16 protein-coding genes and 2 pseudogenes are annotated in these 17,329 nt (G+C 43.2%); 12 read left to right on the top strand and 6 right to left on the bottom strand.

Going from position 1 to position 17,329, the window contains the following annotated elements; genetic code table 11:
* Positions 1-150 precede the first annotated feature (150 nt).
* Complete coding sequence (locus ASE42_RS10645; RefSeq protein WP_024425690.1) at positions 151-915, top strand: DeoR/GlpR family DNA-binding transcription regulator; 765 nt, start codon at positions 151-153, stop codon at positions 913-915.
* A gap of 17 nt (positions 916-932) precedes the next feature.
* On the opposite strand, the gene ASE42_RS10640 is transcribed toward ASE42_RS10645, so the two are convergent.
* On the bottom strand, positions 933-1,511 hold the full coding sequence (locus tag ASE42_RS10640) for a hypothetical protein (protein WP_024427762.1): 579 nt from the start codon (positions 1,509-1,511) through the stop codon (positions 933-935).
* 125 nt (positions 1,512-1,636) lie between these two features.
* Here ASE42_RS10640 and ASE42_RS10635 point away from each other — a divergent pair, with 125 nt between their 5' ends.
* From ASE42_RS10635 to ASE42_RS10610, 6 genes and pseudogenes are all read left to right on the top strand, one after another.
* Positions 1,637-2,770, top strand: coding sequence for a CdaR family transcriptional regulator (locus ASE42_RS10635; RefSeq protein WP_056766912.1), 1,134 nt, complete (start codon positions 1,637-1,639; stop codon positions 2,768-2,770).
* 78 nt (positions 2,771-2,848) lie between these two features.
* Positions 2,849-4,258 carry a glycolate oxidase subunit GlcD gene (glcD, locus tag ASE42_RS10630; protein ID WP_056766909.1) on the top strand — a complete coding sequence of 470 codons (1,410 nt, stop codon included), beginning with the start codon at positions 2,849-2,851 and terminating at the stop codon, positions 4,256-4,258.
* Positions 4,255-5,595, top strand: coding sequence for a (Fe-S)-binding protein (locus ASE42_RS10625; protein ID WP_056766907.1), 1,341 nt, complete (start codon positions 4,255-4,257; stop codon positions 5,593-5,595). Before glcD ends, ASE42_RS10625 begins: the two co-directional genes overlap by 4 nt.
* A gap of 72 nt (positions 5,596-5,667) precedes the next feature.
* On the top strand, positions 5,668-7,152 hold the full coding sequence (locus ASE42_RS10620; protein WP_056766905.1) for a spore germination protein: 1,485 nt from the start codon (positions 5,668-5,670) through the stop codon (positions 7,150-7,152).
* 12 nt (positions 7,153-7,164) lie between these two features.
* Positions 7,165-8,264: pseudogene (locus ASE42_RS19510) on the top strand (GerAB/ArcD/ProY family transporter).
* The gene (locus tag ASE42_RS10610; RefSeq protein WP_034624321.1) at positions 8,261-9,361 is read left to right on the top strand and encodes a Ger(x)C family spore germination protein; all 1,101 of its coding nucleotides are present in this window, start codon (positions 8,261-8,263) and stop codon (positions 9,359-9,361) included. The pseudogene ASE42_RS19510 and the gene ASE42_RS10610 overlap by 4 nt, the downstream one beginning before the upstream one ends.
* Before the next feature lie 249 nt (positions 9,362-9,610).
* Here ASE42_RS10610 and ASE42_RS19225 read toward each other — a convergent pair whose 3' ends face one another.
* The 3 genes from ASE42_RS19225 to ASE42_RS10600 all read right to left on the bottom strand — a co-directional run bounded on the left by ASE42_RS19225 (position 9,611) and on the right by ASE42_RS10600 (position 10,691).
* The gene (locus tag ASE42_RS19225) at positions 9,611-9,919 is read right to left on the bottom strand and encodes a hypothetical protein (RefSeq protein ID WP_235566739.1); all 309 of its coding nucleotides are present in this window, start codon (positions 9,917-9,919) and stop codon (positions 9,611-9,613) included.
* Positions 9,920-10,155: 236 nt separating this feature from the next.
* Positions 10,156-10,350, bottom strand: a complete 195-nt coding sequence (locus tag ASE42_RS19220) for a hypothetical protein (protein ID WP_235566737.1) — start codon at positions 10,348-10,350, stop codon at positions 10,156-10,158.
* 110 nt (positions 10,351-10,460) lie between these two features.
* Complete coding sequence (locus ASE42_RS10600) at positions 10,461-10,691, bottom strand: excisionase family DNA-binding protein (protein WP_024425698.1); 231 nt, start codon at positions 10,689-10,691, stop codon at positions 10,461-10,463.
* Positions 10,692-10,859: 168 nt separating this feature from the next.
* Here ASE42_RS10600 and ASE42_RS10595 point away from each other — a divergent pair, with 168 nt between their 5' ends.
* Genes ASE42_RS10595 through ASE42_RS10585 form a run of 3 tightly spaced genes read left to right on the top strand, consistent with a single transcriptional unit; the run spans position 10,860 to position 12,809 of the window.
* Positions 10,860-11,267, top strand: a complete 408-nt coding sequence (locus ASE42_RS10595) for a GtrA family protein (protein WP_056766903.1) — start codon at positions 10,860-10,862, stop codon at positions 11,265-11,267.
* A 4-nt stretch (positions 11,268-11,271) separates the two neighbouring features.
* Positions 11,272-12,153 carry a UTP--glucose-1-phosphate uridylyltransferase GalU gene (gene galU, locus ASE42_RS10590; RefSeq protein WP_025093162.1) on the top strand — a complete coding sequence of 294 codons (882 nt, stop codon included), beginning with the start codon at positions 11,272-11,274 and terminating at the stop codon, positions 12,151-12,153.
* A 53-nt stretch (positions 12,154-12,206) separates the two neighbouring features.
* A complete protein-coding gene (locus ASE42_RS10585) occupies positions 12,207-12,809 on the top strand; it encodes a DedA family protein (protein ID WP_024425701.1) in 603 nt (200 codons plus the stop codon).
* A 38-nt stretch (positions 12,810-12,847) separates the two neighbouring features.
* Here the strand turns inward: ASE42_RS10585 and ASE42_RS10580 are convergent, their stop codons facing one another.
* Complete coding sequence (locus ASE42_RS10580) at positions 12,848-13,669, bottom strand: uroporphyrinogen-III synthase (protein WP_056766901.1); 822 nt, start codon at positions 13,667-13,669, stop codon at positions 12,848-12,850.
* A 142-nt stretch (positions 13,670-13,811) separates the two neighbouring features.
* On the opposite strand from ASE42_RS10580, the gene ASE42_RS10575 reads away from it, so the two are divergent.
* Positions 13,812-14,432 (top strand): acetate uptake transporter, encoded by a 621-nt coding sequence (locus ASE42_RS10575; RefSeq protein WP_024425703.1) that lies wholly within the window; start codon positions 13,812-13,814, stop codon positions 14,430-14,432.
* Between the two features lie 37 nt (positions 14,433-14,469).
* On the opposite strand, the gene ASE42_RS10570 is transcribed toward ASE42_RS10575, so the two are convergent.
* On the bottom strand, positions 14,470-15,489 hold the full coding sequence (locus ASE42_RS10570; protein WP_024427753.1) for an LLM class flavin-dependent oxidoreductase: 1,020 nt from the start codon (positions 15,487-15,489) through the stop codon (positions 14,470-14,472).
* 173 nt (positions 15,490-15,662) lie between these two features.
* Here ASE42_RS10570 and ASE42_RS10565 point away from each other — a divergent pair.
* A pseudogene (locus ASE42_RS10565) lies at positions 15,663-17,329 on the top strand (hypothetical protein); the annotation flags it as partial.

The raw sequence follows: 17,329 nt of genomic DNA, 5'->3' as shown, positions 1-17,329 counted from the left end.
AGAAGTGAAAGTTCCTTTCTGGTTTCTTTCTTTTTTCTATCATACGCTTTTATATCAAAGGAGAAAAGAGAATCAATTGACCTAATCCATGTAAGAGAATTTATTGGTATAATGGAAAAAGGACATTCGGATTGATTGGAGATATGAAGTATGATAAAAACAAAACGGATTCAGCAAATCAAAGAGTATGTGTTTGACCGGGAATCTGCCTCACTTGATGAGCTTGTGGCGCATTTTGGTGTCTCAAAAAACACGATACGCCGAGATGTACAGGCATTGGTCGAGTCCGGCGTACTCAAAAAAGTGTATGGCGGAGTGGCTGTGAACCACTCAACGTTAGTGGTGTATCAGGAGCGAAAGATCCGTCAGCTCAGTAAAAAGCAATTGATCGGTCAGACGGCTGCCACTTTTGTGGAAAACGGGGATATGATTTTTATTGATTCTGGTACGACAACGCTTGAGATGCTCCCCTATTTGACGGAGAAACAGGTGACCATTGTGACCAATAATGTGGATTTCATTACACAGGCAATGCCTTATGAAAATCTCACCATCTTTTCCACTGGCGGGATGCTTGAAAGAAAAACGAATTCTTTCGTTGGTTATCAAAGTGTTGAGCGCTTGAAAGCTTACAATGTCAATAAAGCCTTTATCGCATCAACTGGTTTATCCATTGATCACGGAGTCACGAATTCGTCTCCGCTTGAAACCGATATTAAAAAGACGCTTGTTCAAAAAAGTGCCAAAACCTTTTTATTAGTGGATGATAGCAAATTCGATCATTACGCCTTGACCACGTTTTGTGATTTGCACGAGATTGATATCGTCGTGACCAATCAGGAGCCAAATGAAGATTATCTTCAATATGGAAAAGAGCATGATGTACGGTTTGTCACACCTTCATCAAATGAATAGATGGACAAAAAAACGGCTCAGGAATTTGAGCCGTTTTTTGATTCATTGATTTCAAGCTGTATGATCATATGGAATAAAAATCGATACACGGCCGAGATGACGTCAATGAAAGCCGTATCTTCGTGGATATCCTCAAGCTCAAGAAGCTGCAAATTCACATCAAATAAGCCATCTTGTCCATTAAATTGAAGCTGAGCACCATTTAATGGCGATAGCATGTCCTTTAGAATATTCGTGTCTTTTTTAGGACGTTTTAAACCGAATAGGACGGTATACGTTTGAAACACTTCATCCCATTCAATGGCCAAGCCATCCACTTTCACAACATCAAACCACTTGGATTCGATATAAATGAATTCTTTTTGATGTTTTTTCACATATGTAAGCGGTGTGTTTAGAAATGAGGCGTTTTCTGTTTGAATCATGTTCTCTGATTCCTTGTCTACACGCTCTATATATACATCGCCAAAACGGGCTTCTTCTTTTATTCTCGCCCCTTCTAATGTCCAATTGCGGCGCGCCGCTTCATCATATTCAAAGTCGGTCAGCGCCTGTCCTTCTTTCAGTAAGTCTTGTAAGCGATTTTGCAGTGACATGGCTATGTCTCCTTTCTTCTCCTTCATGTGTGTTTATTATTTTAGCATAACTCATGAAAAGAAAGATATGTCCCAGCATATGATGGTATGATAGTGTCAAAAGAAACATCTCGGAGGGGTACGTTTTGCTCACAATGACACTGGCAGAAAAAATCGTAGATGAGGTTAAAAAGGTGCTGACTGAGGAAATCATCATCGCACAAACAAACGGCACCATCATTGCAGCAACAGATCCAGCGCGCGTTGGACAATTTCATGAAGGAGCGTATCTGACATCTTTTGAAGGACAGAAACGAATTCTCACAAAGGATGACCAGCAGCACATGAAAGGCGTCAAAGCTGGCATCAATCTGCCTATTTATTTTAAGCAAGAGGTCATCGGGGTCATTGGAATGACAGGAGATCCTGTACATGTGTCTCCTTTTGGCGAAATATTAAGAAAAATGACCGAGCTGCTTATTCATGAACATGAATTTTTTCAAGAAACTGAAACGGATGAACGTCAGCTCGAAGCATTTGTATTCGACTGGCTTCATCTGCCAGAGACAGCGATTGATCTCACTGAAAAAGCGTCGCGGCTTCAGCTTGATATCAACAAGGAGCGCGCAGTTGTTCTGATCGATTGTCAGGATGAATCGTTTATGAAGCAAAATCAATACAAAGAATTGAAGGAAACGCTGCATCTCAACAGCCAGGAGATCATCGTCCGCTGGGGGCATGGCCGCTTTTTACTCATGCTGCAAACAACAGCAGATGATCGTAAAGCCCTGCAGCAGCGCCTGTTTCACATCCATGCCTCCCTTACGGCGCGGAGCTCTCCCGGGGTTTTGATTGGGGCGGGAAAACCAGCAGCTGCTCATTTGATGAAGCAATCGTTTCAACAAGCCTTTCGAGCATTAAAAATGGCACATGCTGATACGCCGATTGTATTTGATGAAGATTTAACGCTCGAACTTTTTATGGAGGAAGTAAGTCAGGAAACAAAAGAAGTGTTTCTTGATCGAACGATCGCCCCTCTTCTCCCCTATCCTGAATTAGTGAAAACATTGCGGGTACTCATGACATCAGATTGTTCATTGAAATATACCGCAGAAGCGATGCATGTCCATATCAATACACTGCATTACAGGCTAAAACGAATCCAAGATTTAACGACACTTGATCCAAAGCGCATGCAAGATGCCATGCTCTTTTATTTAGCCTTCATGCTATTAGATGATGATCCAAAAAAACGAAGCAAACAGCCCGATATTTTGTAGAATCGTCCATAGGCATGAGGCGATTCTTTTTTTATACTGAAAGAAACGATACGTCTCATCAATAGGAGTTGAATGCGTATGTTACACTCTGAATTTTTAAATCAATTAAAAAAGATTGTTGGCGCGTCTTACATGCAGGACAGTAAAGCCGATCGGCTTGCCTATTCTTATGATGCAACACCAAATTTTCAGCATATGCCAGATGTCATCGTAAGCCCGCATACGGCTGAGGAAATCCAGCAAATTGTCCGGCTCTGCGCTTCATATAACATACCAATCGTGCCAAGAGGATCAGGAACGAACCTTTGTGCAGGCACATGTCCCACTCAAGGCGGACTTGTGCTGCTGTTTACAAGAATGAACCAATTAATAGAAATAGATGAAGAAAACCTGACAGCAACGGTGCAGCCTGGATTGATCACACAGGAACTTATTCGCCAAGTAGAGGCGAAAGGCCTCTTCTATCCACCTGATCCAAGCTCTATGAAAATCTCTACATTAGGCGGAAATATTAATGAAAATTCAGGTGGTCTCCGGGGGTTAAAGTATGGAGTGACGAGAGATTATGTCCTTGGACTTGAAGTCGTTCTGCCAAACGGTGACATCATCAAAACAGGCGGCAAGCTTGCAAAGGACGTGGCCGGGTATGATATGACCCGTTTGTTCGTAGGTTCAGAAGGAACGCTCGGGATTGTCACTGAAGCCACGCTGAAGCTTTTGCCGCTTCCAGAAACAAAACAAACGATGCTTTGCTTATATGAAAGTTTAGAGGAAGCCGCCGCTTCAGTGTCGGCGATTATTGCAGAGCGTATCATCCCCGCCACATTAGAATTTATGGATCAGCCGACGCTGGAAGTCGTTGAAGACTTTGCAAAAATCGGTTTGCCGACTGACGTTCAAGCGGTGCTGTTAATCGAACAAGACGGCCATCCTGAAGCGGTTGCCCGTGATATGCAGCGCATCGCAAAAGTGTGTCAGCAGCATGGTGCAAAAGATGTGAATATCGCACATTCTGAAGAAGAGGCAAATGCACTTTTAACAGCGAGACGATCCGCTTTATCTGCCCTCGCCCGCTTAAGCCCGACGACCATTTTAGAAGATGCCACAGTTCCCCGGTCTGAAATTGCCAGCATGGTGCGGGCGATCGAAGACATTGCGAAGCAGTACAAAGTGAAAATCTGTACATTTGGTCATGCAGGTGATGGCAATTTGCATCCTACTTGTGCAGCAGATGCAAGAAATGAAGAAGAAATGAAACGGGTGGAAGAAGCCTTTCAGGCCATTTTTGAAAAAGCAGTCTCACTTGGCGGCACCATTACGGGTGAACATGGCGTGGGTCTTATGAAATCCCCTTACTTAGAACTAAAGGTTAAAAAAGAAGGCATTGCGGCAATGAAAGCGATCAAACAAGCGCTTGACCCGGAAAATATCATGAACCCTGATAAAGTGTTTGGAAAAGCCGCAAGAAAGCGGGTGGTGGTCTCATGAGTTCTAAACAAACAGAGATTCAGCAAGCATTTCAGCAGCAAATGGACGAAAAAGAGCTGCTCAATTGCATGCGCTGCGGATTCTGCCTTCCTTCCTGCCCGACTTATATTGAATCTGGTCAACAAGAAACACACTCTCCCCGCGGCCGAATTGCTTTAATGAAGGCGGTGAGAGACGGCGTCATTGAGCCAGATGAAGATGTGGAGCATTCACTGAATCTTTGTCTTGGCTGCCGTGCATGTGAACCGGTCTGCCCTTCCGGAGTTAAATATGGACGGTTACTTGAAGATGCAAGAGACATCATTCAGCAGCACAAAAAACAATCCATTCCTGTCAAACTTGTAAGACGGGTAGTGTTTAAAGGTCTCTTTCCTTCACAAAGCCGAATGCGGAAAGCAGCAGGACTTCTTCGTTTTTATCAAACATCTGGTCTGCAAACGGCTGCCCGCAAAACTGGCATGCTGAAGGTGCTTCCACCGCATTTACGTCTGATGGAACAGGCGCTTCCAAAGGTGCCGCGTCAACGAAAAAGCCGTTTGACGGAATACAAAGCCGCCGGCCCAGCGAGAAAACGGGTCGCCTTTTTTACTGGCTGTTTAATGGACACCGTTTTTTCCAGCACAAACGAAGCGACCATCCAGCTTTTGCAGCTGGCAGGCTGTGACGTCATCGTCCCTCCTATTCAGACGTGCTGCGGAGCGCTCCATGGCCATAGCGGTGAAAAAGAACAAGCGAAACAGTTAGCAAAGCGGAATATTGAAGCGTTTGAAGGGATAGATGCGGATGCCATAGTCATGAATGCGGGCGGTTGTGGCGCTTTTTTAAGTGATTACGATCATTTGCTTTGCGATGATCCGGATTTTGAAAAGCGAAGTGAAGCCTTCTCAAAGAAAATCACGGATATATCAGACATTTTAGTGGAGCTGGAATTTCACCGCCGCATGCCGCTTGCTTTGCCAGAGCAGGTCATCACCTATCAGGATTCTTGTCATTTGCGGAACGGAATGGGTGTACAGCATGCACCAAGGGTGCTGATGAAGGCCATTCAAGGTGTATCATTTAAAGAAATGAAGGATTCGGGCCGGTGCTGCGGCTCAGCTGGCATTTACAACATCTTGCAGCCAAAGATGTCGATGCAAATTTTAGATCATAAAATGACAGAAGCCACTCAAACAAAGGCCGCTGCCATCGTTACGTCTAATCCAGGCTGTCAGCTGCAAATGGCAGCAGGCATCAAACGCTCAGGACACTCACCGAGCATGCGCGCGGTCCATTTAGCTGATTTATTATTAGAAGCTGTTCTATATGGAAAAAAAGCGTCCAGCCCATCAAGCTGAACGCTTTTTTCATGCATATCTTTAGACAATCGGTTAGATAATAGAGGCAAATCGCCGAAGGAGCTGGTCCAAATGCTGAAGAAAAACAAACAACAAAAGGACCCGAATTCAGTATTTGAAGCATTGTCACGTTCTGCTGATTTTACAAATGAGCTGTCTCGAAATGGAGATTTTCTGTATAGGATTTCCTTTTTTCGTTCATTGATTAATGGACATCTTCTACATGAACAAATTCTCCCCTCCCTCAAACAACTGCACCTGTCACCCACTCTTGAAGAGCTGAAAGAACGAATTCCCATTGAGCAGGCTGTCATCACGAGCGATCTTCAAAAAGTGCAAGAAGCCCTTCACCGGGGCAGCATTGCGATTAGACTTGAGACAGACTGGGGTAAAACGCTTCTCTTTTCGATTGAAGAAAAGAAAGGCAGACAAATAGGTCCGCCTGAAATTGAATTTGGGATTATCAGTGCACAGGAAGCATTTGTGGAGGTTTTAGATACCAATTTAAATTTGGTCAGACGGCGGCTGCCGACGCCTAACCTGAAAGTTGAGGAAAAGACGGTTGGTACGCTCTCTCAAACAAAAGTTGCCGTGTTATATATTGAAGAAATCGCCAACCCGGAAAACATCGAAACGGTTCTTCAACGAATTGAGGACGTTGATTATGATCAGATTTTAGATGCGAATTACCTCGCTCAAATGCTTTATGATGTATCCAATACGATCTTTCCGTTGTTTTTGAATACAGAAAGACCCGACCGCGTGTCTTCAGGCTTATCAGAAGGGAAAATTGCCATATTAGTTGATGGTTCGCCTCATGTCTTGCTTGCCCCAACTATTTTACTTGAGTATTTTTCCACGATGGAAGACTACAATATGTCATGGATTGCGGCTTCTTGCTTTAGGCTGTTACGCATATTTGCTGTGATATTTTCCATTTTTGCGACACCTTTATATGTCGCCGTTTTAACCTTTCATTATGAACTGATCCCAAAGGATTTATTAGAAACCATTGTCTCCTCGCGCTATCTTGTGCCATTTCCTCCGATCATTGAGGCACTATTTTTAGAGATTTCGATTGAATTACTAAGAGAAGCAGGTTCAAGGCTCCCAGCTAAAGTCGGTCAGACGCTCGGGATTGTTGGAGGGATTGTCATTGGACAGGCTGCTGTAGCAGCAGGCTTAACGAGCAATATTTTACTCATTATTGTTGCCCTATCTGCTCTCGCCTCATTTGTCACGCCTATATACAAAATGGGCAGTACCATTCGGCTGCTGAGATTTCCTTTTTTAGTTGCAGCACAGGTTTGGGGCGCATTAGGTATTGCTGTGATGGGATCTTTTCTGCTCACCCATTTAATGAAATTAACTTCAATTGGCCGGCCGTATTTAGAGCCTATTTTTCCAATGCGCCTTGCTGATTTAAAGGGCAGTTTGATTCGTCCTCAGCTCCGTTTTTTGAACAAAAGGCCGGAAAATTTACGTCCGCAAAATGAAACCATCCATCGCTCTAAGCCGAAGCAAGGCCGCAAGGGGAAAAATGATTTTTATGAATAAGGAAGTGAAGGCATGAGCTCTTCTTCTGTCAAAGAGAAATTTCAAGTATCCCCTTATTTTGTGTTTTTTCTCATCAATGCCAATCAAGTCGGTGTCAGCATTTTAAACTTTCAAACAAACCTTGTTCGTTCTATCAATAATGATGGATGGATCGCTATTTTGATTTCTGGCATGAGCGTCAATGTGATGATCTTTCTCATGTACTTGATGTTTAAAAAGGCCCCTTCGGATGAATTTGGTGAAATCACGCAATATGTATTTGGCAAATGGATTGGGCAATTATTCAACATTCTTTATATCTTATATTTTGCTTCTTTGTCGCTGACCGTTCTTATCCATTACATGGATGTGATCCATGTATGGCTGTTTAAAGAAATTCCTGGTCTTTTGTTTGCGTCTGTACTGCTGCTGCTTGTGTATTACATACATACTGGCGGCTTTAGAACCATTGCTGGATGGGCATTTTTTAGTGTTGTACTGACGTATTGGATGACGTTTATCTGTTTTTATGCCATGAAATATAGTCACCTTCGTTTCATGTTCCCAATGTTTGATCATACATTTTCGCAAATCTTGTGGGAGTCAAAGATGCATCCTTATCCATGTTTGGTTTTGGCACGCTGCTTGTCTATTATCCCTTTATTAAACAAGCTCAGACATCTCAAAAATTTGCTCACATGGGGGTATTATTTACGACATGCTTAAACTTGCTCACTTTTCTCGTCTCTATAGCGTATTACTCAAGTGCTCAGCTCAAATTAACAAAATGGCCGACGCTAACGTTAACGAGCATTGTGAAGCTTCCGTTTATCCAGCGCTTTGAATTTATTGAAGTGTCTCTTTGGCTGCTTCTGATCATTCCTAATATCACGATTCCATTATGGGCAGCGAGCCGAATGGCAAAAAAAATGCTTCATACGAGCCAGCGCGTCACGTTCATCGGGCTCAGCATCCTCATTCTGATCATGTTTTCGTTTTTTGCCAGTGCAACTTCTTTTGAAACCTTTAATCAATGGGTGGAATTTAGCGGATTCATTCTGATCTATGGATTGATTATCTGTATGGTCATTGGACTGATGCTGAAAAAAAGGAGGAGGAAAAAACGAGCATGAAACGTTATATACTTACGGGCCTCATGTTGTGTAGTCTTTTGTTAACCAGCTGTGCAGAGCCCCGCCTTTTAGATGAATTAAATATCTCTCAGGCGGCAGGATTTGATTTATTGGAAGATGGAGAAATGAAGGGCTTCTTTGTCTTCCCTGTCTTTAAAAGTCAAGAGCAAGGAAGTTATCAAATATTAAGCGCAAAGTCAAACACCATTAGTAATATTCAATTTCTCGTGTCAGAAGAATCACCTTTTCCAGTAGTCATGGGCCAGGTGCTCGTTATTTTAGTCAGTGAAAAGTTAGCAAAAGAAGTCGGCATGATCGATTTAATGAATTATATTTATCGTGATCCTATCATTGGTTCACGCCAAGTGTTTGCGATTGTAGGCGGAGAAGTTGAAGAGTTATTATACACAAAAATGAATCAAACGAACTTAAATATAGGTGTATATCTCTCTGACATGTTGGCCCAAAATATGCGAAATGGCAATGAACCTGTCACCAATCAGCATATTTTTATGAATCAGATGCTGGCAAAAGGGGTCGATGCATACCTCCCTTACATTAAGAAAAAAGGCAATGGCATTAAGATCACAGGAGTCGCTCTGTTTGATCATGAAAAAATGATCGGTCATATCCCCGGAAAAGACACGTTCACATTTAAAGCGATGATTGAAAATCATAAAAATGGCATCTACGAATTTCAATTGGCTGATCATGCAAAGACCCATGTCGTCATTGAAAATATCAAATCCCATGTGTCTTACCGAATCAAACCAACGGAAAACCTAACAAAGAAGCCTCAGATCATGATTGATATCAAACTGAAAGGTGAATTAAAAGAATTCATGAAGTCCAAAAAAATTGATAAACCATCTATATTGGACCATGTTGAAAAAGAAGTAGAAAAACGTGTCGCTCAGCAAGGACAAGACCTTGTTCAATCCTTTAAAAAGCAAAACATAGATCCTCTTGGGCTGGGCCTGAGGTATAGATCAAAAGACAAAGCAGTAACACCAGAAAAGTGGAAAAGCATTTATCCTGATGCAGATGTACAAGTTAAATGCCACATGAAGATTGTTCAAACCGGAGTCAGCCAATAAAAAGGCTTATTCAAATATGTCTTGCTTGTTCTCCAAGATGTTGGACACTTTCATTTTCACTCGTGGAACCGGATCTTTTTGATGAACATCATGTAAAATCTTTTCTACTTCATTTTTATCAGTTCTAAGAATTTTAGGTGAAAATTTTTCCACAAGAGCCGGTCTATTCCCTTTTGCACAGTTTGCCATTGTATCTAGTGCAATGAAGCAGAAAGGTCTTCTTTTGTTTAGCCAAGATTTCATTCTCTTCTAGGTTGGGCAGCTGACGGCTGCCAGCCTTTCCCACTGATCGTGAAAATGGGTGCAATTTGACTCCATCCAATCCAAAATTTTGTGAGAACGGAAACGATGCAGGCAAATAAAAGCCTCTAACGGCAAATCTTTTTCACTGATCGATTTCAATTTTTCTAATATATGGTGTAATCCCTCATCTCCCGGCAAACTGCTAGCTGCTGCCCACGAAAGTGGGTAAAGGAATTCTTCGTCCTCGTAATCCAAAAGTTCCCTGACCCATTCAGCGGCAAATGTATCTAGAACATCAGCCGTGATCTCTAACATTCACTTCGGCATGCTCTGTTTCATGAAACCTACTTTGAATAGAATCCAAGATTTTTTGCTGGTCGTGCTGTTTCAAAGCATCGATCACATCATCCTCAAGAAACCATCTAGTGATTGAAAAGTCTAATATAGACACCAAATCATGCCTAACGGCTTTTAATGTTGGAGCTTTCTCGCTTTTGGTGATGACGACATTCTCCTCTAATTGAAAAGCCTGTCCGTCCTCTCCATAAAAATCATCGCGGGAGTAAAAATTGTTTAGGAGAATGGAGAACAGCTAGGTTATACCATTCAATAGGCCGTAATGAATAGCTGAGTAATCTTTCGTGGCATTGATGGCATAATTGATAAGGCTGTTTCGGTTCATCAGACGATTCTACAACGTTCATTTCGTTTTTTTGACAGGCTTCACATAAAGTAGTTGTCCCCATTGTTTTCACTTCCTTTTACTGCTATTCTGCTTCTTTCATTGGAGCAAGCTTAAGTTTCTATAACCGCGGCCATTCGTCCATATTGTTTCAAATGAAGAAATAACGATCTTCTAATCTTCATCCTTTACATCGGGGTCTTCCGGAATCGGTTCATTTAAGATCTCTTGGACGAGCTCTTTATATTGTTCGAGCTGCTTTAAATGCGTTTGAAACTGCCCTTGATAAATGAGATAAGATTCCCCGTCAAATACGTAACGAATCTTTTTTTGCTGGATTAATTTTTCAACATATGTTTCAGATACTTCTAAGTATTCAGCTGTTTCTGCGATTGTTAAATACATGTTTGTGCACCACCCGTTCGTTTCATCTAGCAAATTATATCACGAGCTGGTGAAAAAACAGATATCGCTTGTTCATGTTTTTTTCATCTTTTCTTCACTGATTCGTCAACTCGCTTTTGTACAGTATTCATACACCCACTCAAACACTAGGAGGTGATGATCCTTCGCATGTCAAAGAAAAATATTCGGACCTATGCCGCATTTTTAACTGTAGGCGCTAGCAATACGATGATTGACTTTCTGTTCTTCTTTTTTTTAACTGCTTGCTTTGTTCCCTCTTTTCTTGCACAGTGCTTGTCCTATACCGCAGGAATGCTGAACAGTTATGTTTGGAATCGAAAATGGACGTTCCAAGTGAAAAAGAAAGCTGACAAGTGGGAATGGATCAAGTGGGCCACAGTCAACGGCGCAGCGTGCCTCCTCACCTATGTTGTCTTATATGTCATACAGCAAGCAGGTTTCTCATTATTCATTAGTAAAGCGATTGGTACCCTTCTTGGCATGATGATCACTTTTACTGGAAGCCGCCTATGGGTTTTTCCATCAGAAAATAAACCATCAGAAATGGAGCGATGATTCAATGAACATTAAAAAAGCCGTCATACCAGCAGCCGGATTAGGCACACGTTTTTTACCCGCAACGAAAGCACAGCCAAAGGAAATGCTGCCTATTATCGACAAACCCGCCATTCAATACATAGTTGAGGAGGCTGTTCAATCAGGCATTGAAGATATACTAATTATCACAGGAAGAAATAAAAAATCGATTGAAGATCACTTTGACCGTTCGATTGAGCTAGAACTCACGTTGCTTGAAAAAGGAAAAAATGAACAGCTGGCTGAAATCAAACATATTGCGGATATGGCCAATATTCATTATATTCGTCAAAAGGAGCCCTTAGGTCTTGGACATGCGGTATTATGTGCACGTCATTTTACTGGCAATGATCCTTTTGCGGTCCTTTTAGGTGATGATGTCATGGTGTCAGAAAGACCTGCACTCTCTCAGCTCATGGAAGTCTTTGAAGACAAACAAAGAGAGGTCATTGGCGTCCAGCAAGTGGATCGTCTAGATGTCAGTAAGTATGGTATGATAAGACCAGCTAGAATAGACGGTCAAGTGTTTGAAGTCACAGACTTAGTGGAAAAGCCAGCAATTCATGAAGCTCCTTCCGATTTAGCCGTGATGGGCAGGTACCTGTTAACACCATCGATTTTTCCAATTTTACAAGGAATCGAGAGAGGTACCGGGAACGAAATCCAGCTGACAGATGCGCTGAAAATCATCGCACATGAATCACCCATTTATGCAACACAATTAGATGGGATGAGATTTGATGTTGGTGATAAGCTCGGCTCGTTTAAGGCAGCGGCAGAACTTGGATTAATGCGTCATGATATGCGGCCAGCCATGCTAGCATATATGCAAAGCATACTCATGAGAGAAGAAAAACAAGCATAGGCTCTTATAAGGATGCTTGAAGAAAAATCGTATTTAAAGGCAGAGTGAAATGAATGGGAACCTTGTTTAATGAAATTTTAACCTGGCTGACAAGCCTAGGTTACGCAGGTGTAGCACTAGGGCTGATGATTGAAATCATTCCGAGTGAAATTGTACTTGCCTATGGCGGATATATGGTGTCAACAGGCACAATTGGTTTTGTAGGAGCTGTGATTGCCGGCGTCATCGGTGGTACGCTCGCCCAGTGTTTTATTTACTGGATCGGTCTGTACGGCGGACGACCTTTTTTAACAAAGTATGGAAAGTATTTATTCATCCATGAACATCATATCGCGACTGCAGAGCGCTGGTTTGATCGGTATGGAACCGGTGTAGTCTTTACCGCCCGCTTTATCCCTGTTGTCCGTCATGCCATCTCGATTCCAGCAGGTATTGCCAAGATGCCTTTTTTGAAATTTGTTTTCTTGACAGGATTAGCTGCCATCCCTTGGTCTATCTTATTTATCTATCTTGGCATGCAGCTTGGGACGAAATGGGATCATATTCAAAGTGTTGCTCATGCTTATACAACCCCCATTATGGTCATTGCCATCGTCCTGATTGTTCTCTACTTTGTACTCAAAAAAATTCGGACGAATCGAAAACGGACAATCTAACAAAAACGCCTTTCACCAGATCAGTGAAAGGCGTCTTTTTATATGTGTGCTGATTGTTTTTTCATATATTGGGATAATTCTATAATCATTGCTCCCATTCTCTCAAGTGACGGGGCAAGAATTCGGTCTATTCCCTCTTCTTTTAAAGCTTCAGCCGTGACTTTCCCGACAGCTACTGCCAGTACGTCCTTCTCGAATAATGCTTGCAATTCTTCTTTTCTGCCCCATTCTGCGGCTAGTTTGAAAAAGGCGTGGACCTGGACAGCGGTTGTAAAACAGACGGCATGAACTTGTCCATCTTTCATTTCTTGCAGCAGCGTTTCAGCTGCCTCTGGTTCAGGAGGTGTGTGCTGATATGGTAAAAGCGGCAAAACATCTGCCCCCTTGTCATGTAAAAACTGAATGAGAGCTGGTGCATTTTCACCATGAAGCTGTACCATCACGCGTTTTCCTTGAAACTCCTTGTCTTCAAGCTTTGAAATCAAGTCACGAACCGTTCCGTCTTCATCAGAGACCTCTGGCTGAATTCCGCGTTTTTTCAGCGCAGCAAAAGTTTTGTACCCTCTTGAAGCAATATGTGCGTTTGATAGAATGTTCATAAATTCTTTACCAAGCTGCAGCTCTTCTGCACTCTCAATCAATGTATCTGTACCGATGCCTGTTGTCAAGATCACCCAGTCGGCCCCTTGCCTCACAAAGGTTTCTATGCCTGGCTTTAAATCCTCTTTGGCTAAAAATACGGTTCCTTGAAGAGAGCGAATAACGGCTTGTCCTCCTTGTTTTTCGACAAGTGTACGCATTTCTTCTGTTTTTCTTGTTCCACAAATGGCAATCGTTTTTCCAGATAAGCCTTTACTCATGTTATCCCTCTTTTTCTATCACATTTGATATGTATTAAATATAGATTTATTTGGAAGACGATGCAAGTGTCTACTAAAAAAGAGCTTGACGTTTCTATCGAATTCGAGTATCTTTTGTAAGTGCAAATTGTAGGAGGTCATTATGGAAAAACAGAATGTTCAAGCAATTCGATTATCAATTGCAGACCCAACACCACTTGGTTTGTTTGGTTTAGCAATGGTGACGCTCGTTGCGTCCTCACAAAAACTAGGAATCACAGATGGCACTTCTCTTATTTTACCTTGGGCTATCTTCCTTGGAGGAATCGCGCAGCTGATCGCGTCCATACAAGATTCAAAGCATCATAATATTTTTGGAGCCACTGCTTTTGGCGCATTCGGTCTTTTCTGGATGGGCGTTGGAACAACTTGGCTCATTCAAGCCGGCGTCTTTGGGAAAACGCTTGCGGGAGCAGCAGATCCAAAACAGCTAGGCTTTGCGTTTATTGGTTATTTGATTTTCAGCTTGTTTATGACGATTGGTGCAATGGAAACACATAAAGTGTTATTTTTGATTTTCGTCTTTATTGATTTCTTATTCATTGGTCTTTCCCTTAGCACTTTTGGTGTGATGTACGATGTGACTCATACCATGGCTGGTATTGCAGAATTGATCATTTCCCTGCTCTCATTTTATGGTTCTGCAGCTGTTGTCCTTAATACACATTTTGGCCGTATTGTTCTGCCAATCGGACAACCATTTCGCATTTTTACAAAAGCTTAAATAAAAAAGAACTGCTCTGTGCAGTTCTTTTTTATGTTTATTTTTCTTGTGCCTCTTGAAAAATCTCTCCGATGATTTCATACGAGCGCATTCTTTCTTGATGGTCAAACATATCCGAATTAATCATCACTTCATCTGCTTGAGTAGCTTCTATAAAGGCTTCTAATTCTGTTTTCACCTTTTCTTTATCCCCAATGATAGTCGAGCTTAATTGTTCATCCACCATTGCTTTTTCATATGGACTCCAAAGACCGTCCATGCTGTCGACAGGCGCCTTCAGTTTTCCTGGTGTGTTGCGAATGAGACTTAAAAACCGCTGATAATGAGAGGTTGCCAAATATTCAGCCCGTTCTGTTTGATCTGCAGCAAAAACCGTCACACCGACCATGGCATAAGGCTCTTTTAATACATCAGAAGGTCTAAATGACTGTCTGTACAACTCTAACGCGGGAATTGTATTTTTAGGTGAGAAGTGTGCTGCAAAGGCAAATGGCAATCCAAGTTCTCCTGCAAGTCTAGCGCTAAAACCGCTTGAACCAAGGAGCCAAATTGGAATGTCCAGGCCTTCTCCTGGAACAGCTCTTACATGTTTTTTAACCTGACCGGTCGGTTTGAAATATTGACGAAGTTCTTCAAGCTGCTCAGGGAAATCTTCTCCGTTATGAAGATTACGTCTAAGCGCCCTTGCTGTTAACTGATCTGTCCCTGGTGCTCTGCCAAGACCTAAATCAATTCTCCCCGGATACAATGTCTCAAGTGTGCCAAATTGTTCGGCAATGACAAGTGAAGAGTGGTTTGGCAGCATAATCCCGCCAGATCCTACTCGAATTTTTTCGGTTCCTCCCGCAATATATCCAATTAAAACAGACGTTGCAGAGCTCGCTACCCCTTCCATGTTATGGTGTTCTGCCAGCCAGTATCTATGATAACCCCACTTCTCCGCCTTCTTTGCTAAATCCATACTACGATCAAAAGATTCTTTAATGGTACCTCCTTCTGTCACTGAGGATAAATTTAAAACGGAATAGGCTTTGCCTTGTAAAACTGATTGACTCATATATGATGTCCCCATTTCTGTCAAAAATCATACTATTTTATACTTTCAACACCATAACACAAATCAATGAAAGATTTAAATGATTTGATTCGATGATTTTCGAAATGATGATTTTCTAGGTTTTACTTCCAATTTGAAAATTTGCACATAGAATGAAATATCAATTCTAGGAGATGGGCAATTTGTACAATCAATTCGAACACAAATGTCCCTTTTGCGGTAAATACCATGAACAGCCTCATTACAAAAGATCACGTCATGACCGTCCTCGAAAAAGAGACTGTCCATTCATTAAACAAGAATATTCAAAACAAAATACATCTCAAGGGAATCAACCTTGCCACATTGCAAAAGGAATAAAACAATCAAAACAAAATCAAAGAGCTGGACCAAGAGGCCCGGCAGGCCCAGCAGGTCCCCCTGGACCAACCGGACCTACTGGACCTGCTGGCGGGTTAACCGGCGCCCTTCCTTTTAATCCCTCACAATCACAAGATTACGATGCAGGGCAAGTGGTCACGTTTGATGGCAGTACTTACATTGCCAATGTTGACGCTCCATCAGGAATACCTGGACTCTCCCCAGACTACACTCTTTTGGCTGCTTCTGGAGAAACTGGACCAACTGGGCCTACTGGGATTGGATTAAGTGGTGTTGAAGCCTATGATCCTGTTATGGCACCAACATATACAGTAGGTCAGGTGGTCACTTATGGTGGTGGTACGTATATTGTGGATTCTGCACCACCTTCAGGTACGCCAGATACGTCGCCAGATTACACACTTTTAGCAGCACCAGGTGAAACTGGCCCTACCGGTGCGGCGGGTACCACAGGTAACACTGGAGCTACCGGACCTACCGGCGCCACGGGGATTACTGGGTCAACTGGAGATACCGGGACTACTGGGATTACTGGGGCTACCGGACCTACCGGTGCCACGGGGATTACTGGAGCAACTGGGCCTACTGGTGCGACGGGGATCACCGGATCAACTGGAGATACGACGGGGATCACTGGGGCTACTGGAGATACGGGCGCTACAGGGATTACCGGATTAACTGGGCCTACTGGTGCAACTGGTATCACTGGTTCAACTGGACCTACCGGCGCTACTGGTATCACCGGATTAACCGGCCCTACCGGTGCGACGGGGATTACTGGATCTACTGGTGATACGGGTATCACTGGACCAACAGGTCCTACCGGCGCTACAGGGAGCACTGGAGATACCGGACCTACGGGTGCAACTGGTATCACTGGTTCAACAGGTCCTACTGGTGCAACGGGGATTACTGGATCAACTGGAGATACGGGTGCAACTGGCAGCACTGGATCAACAGGTCCTACTGGTGCAACTGGGATCACTGGATCAACAGGGCCTACCGGSGCKACGGGGATCACTGGGGCTACTGGAGATACGGGCGCTACAGGGATTACCGGATTAACTGGGCCTACTGGTGCAACGGGGATTACTGGATCAACTGGGCCTACCGGTGCGACGGGGATCACCGGATCAACTGGTGATACGGGTACGGGGATCACTGGGGCTACTGGAGATACGGGCGCTACAGGGATTACCGGATTAACTGGGCCTACTGGTGCAACGGGGATTACTGGATCAACTGGGCCTACCGGTGCGACGGGGATCACCGGATCAACTGGTGATACGGGGGCTACAGGGATCACTGGGGCTACAGGACCTACCGGTGCGACGGGGATTACTGGATCTACTGGTGATACGGGTATCACTGGACCAACAGGGCCTACCGGCGCTACAGGCAGCACTGGACCAACGGGTCCTACCGGCGCTACGGGGATCACTGGTTCAACAGGGCCTAC

Origin of the sequence: Bacillus sp. Root920 (assembly GCF_001429445.1) — a bacterium.
GTDB classification, from domain to species: Bacteria; Bacillota; Bacilli; order Bacillales; family Bacillaceae; genus Bacillus; species Bacillus safensis.
This window is presented reverse-complemented; position numbering and strand designations above follow the sequence as displayed.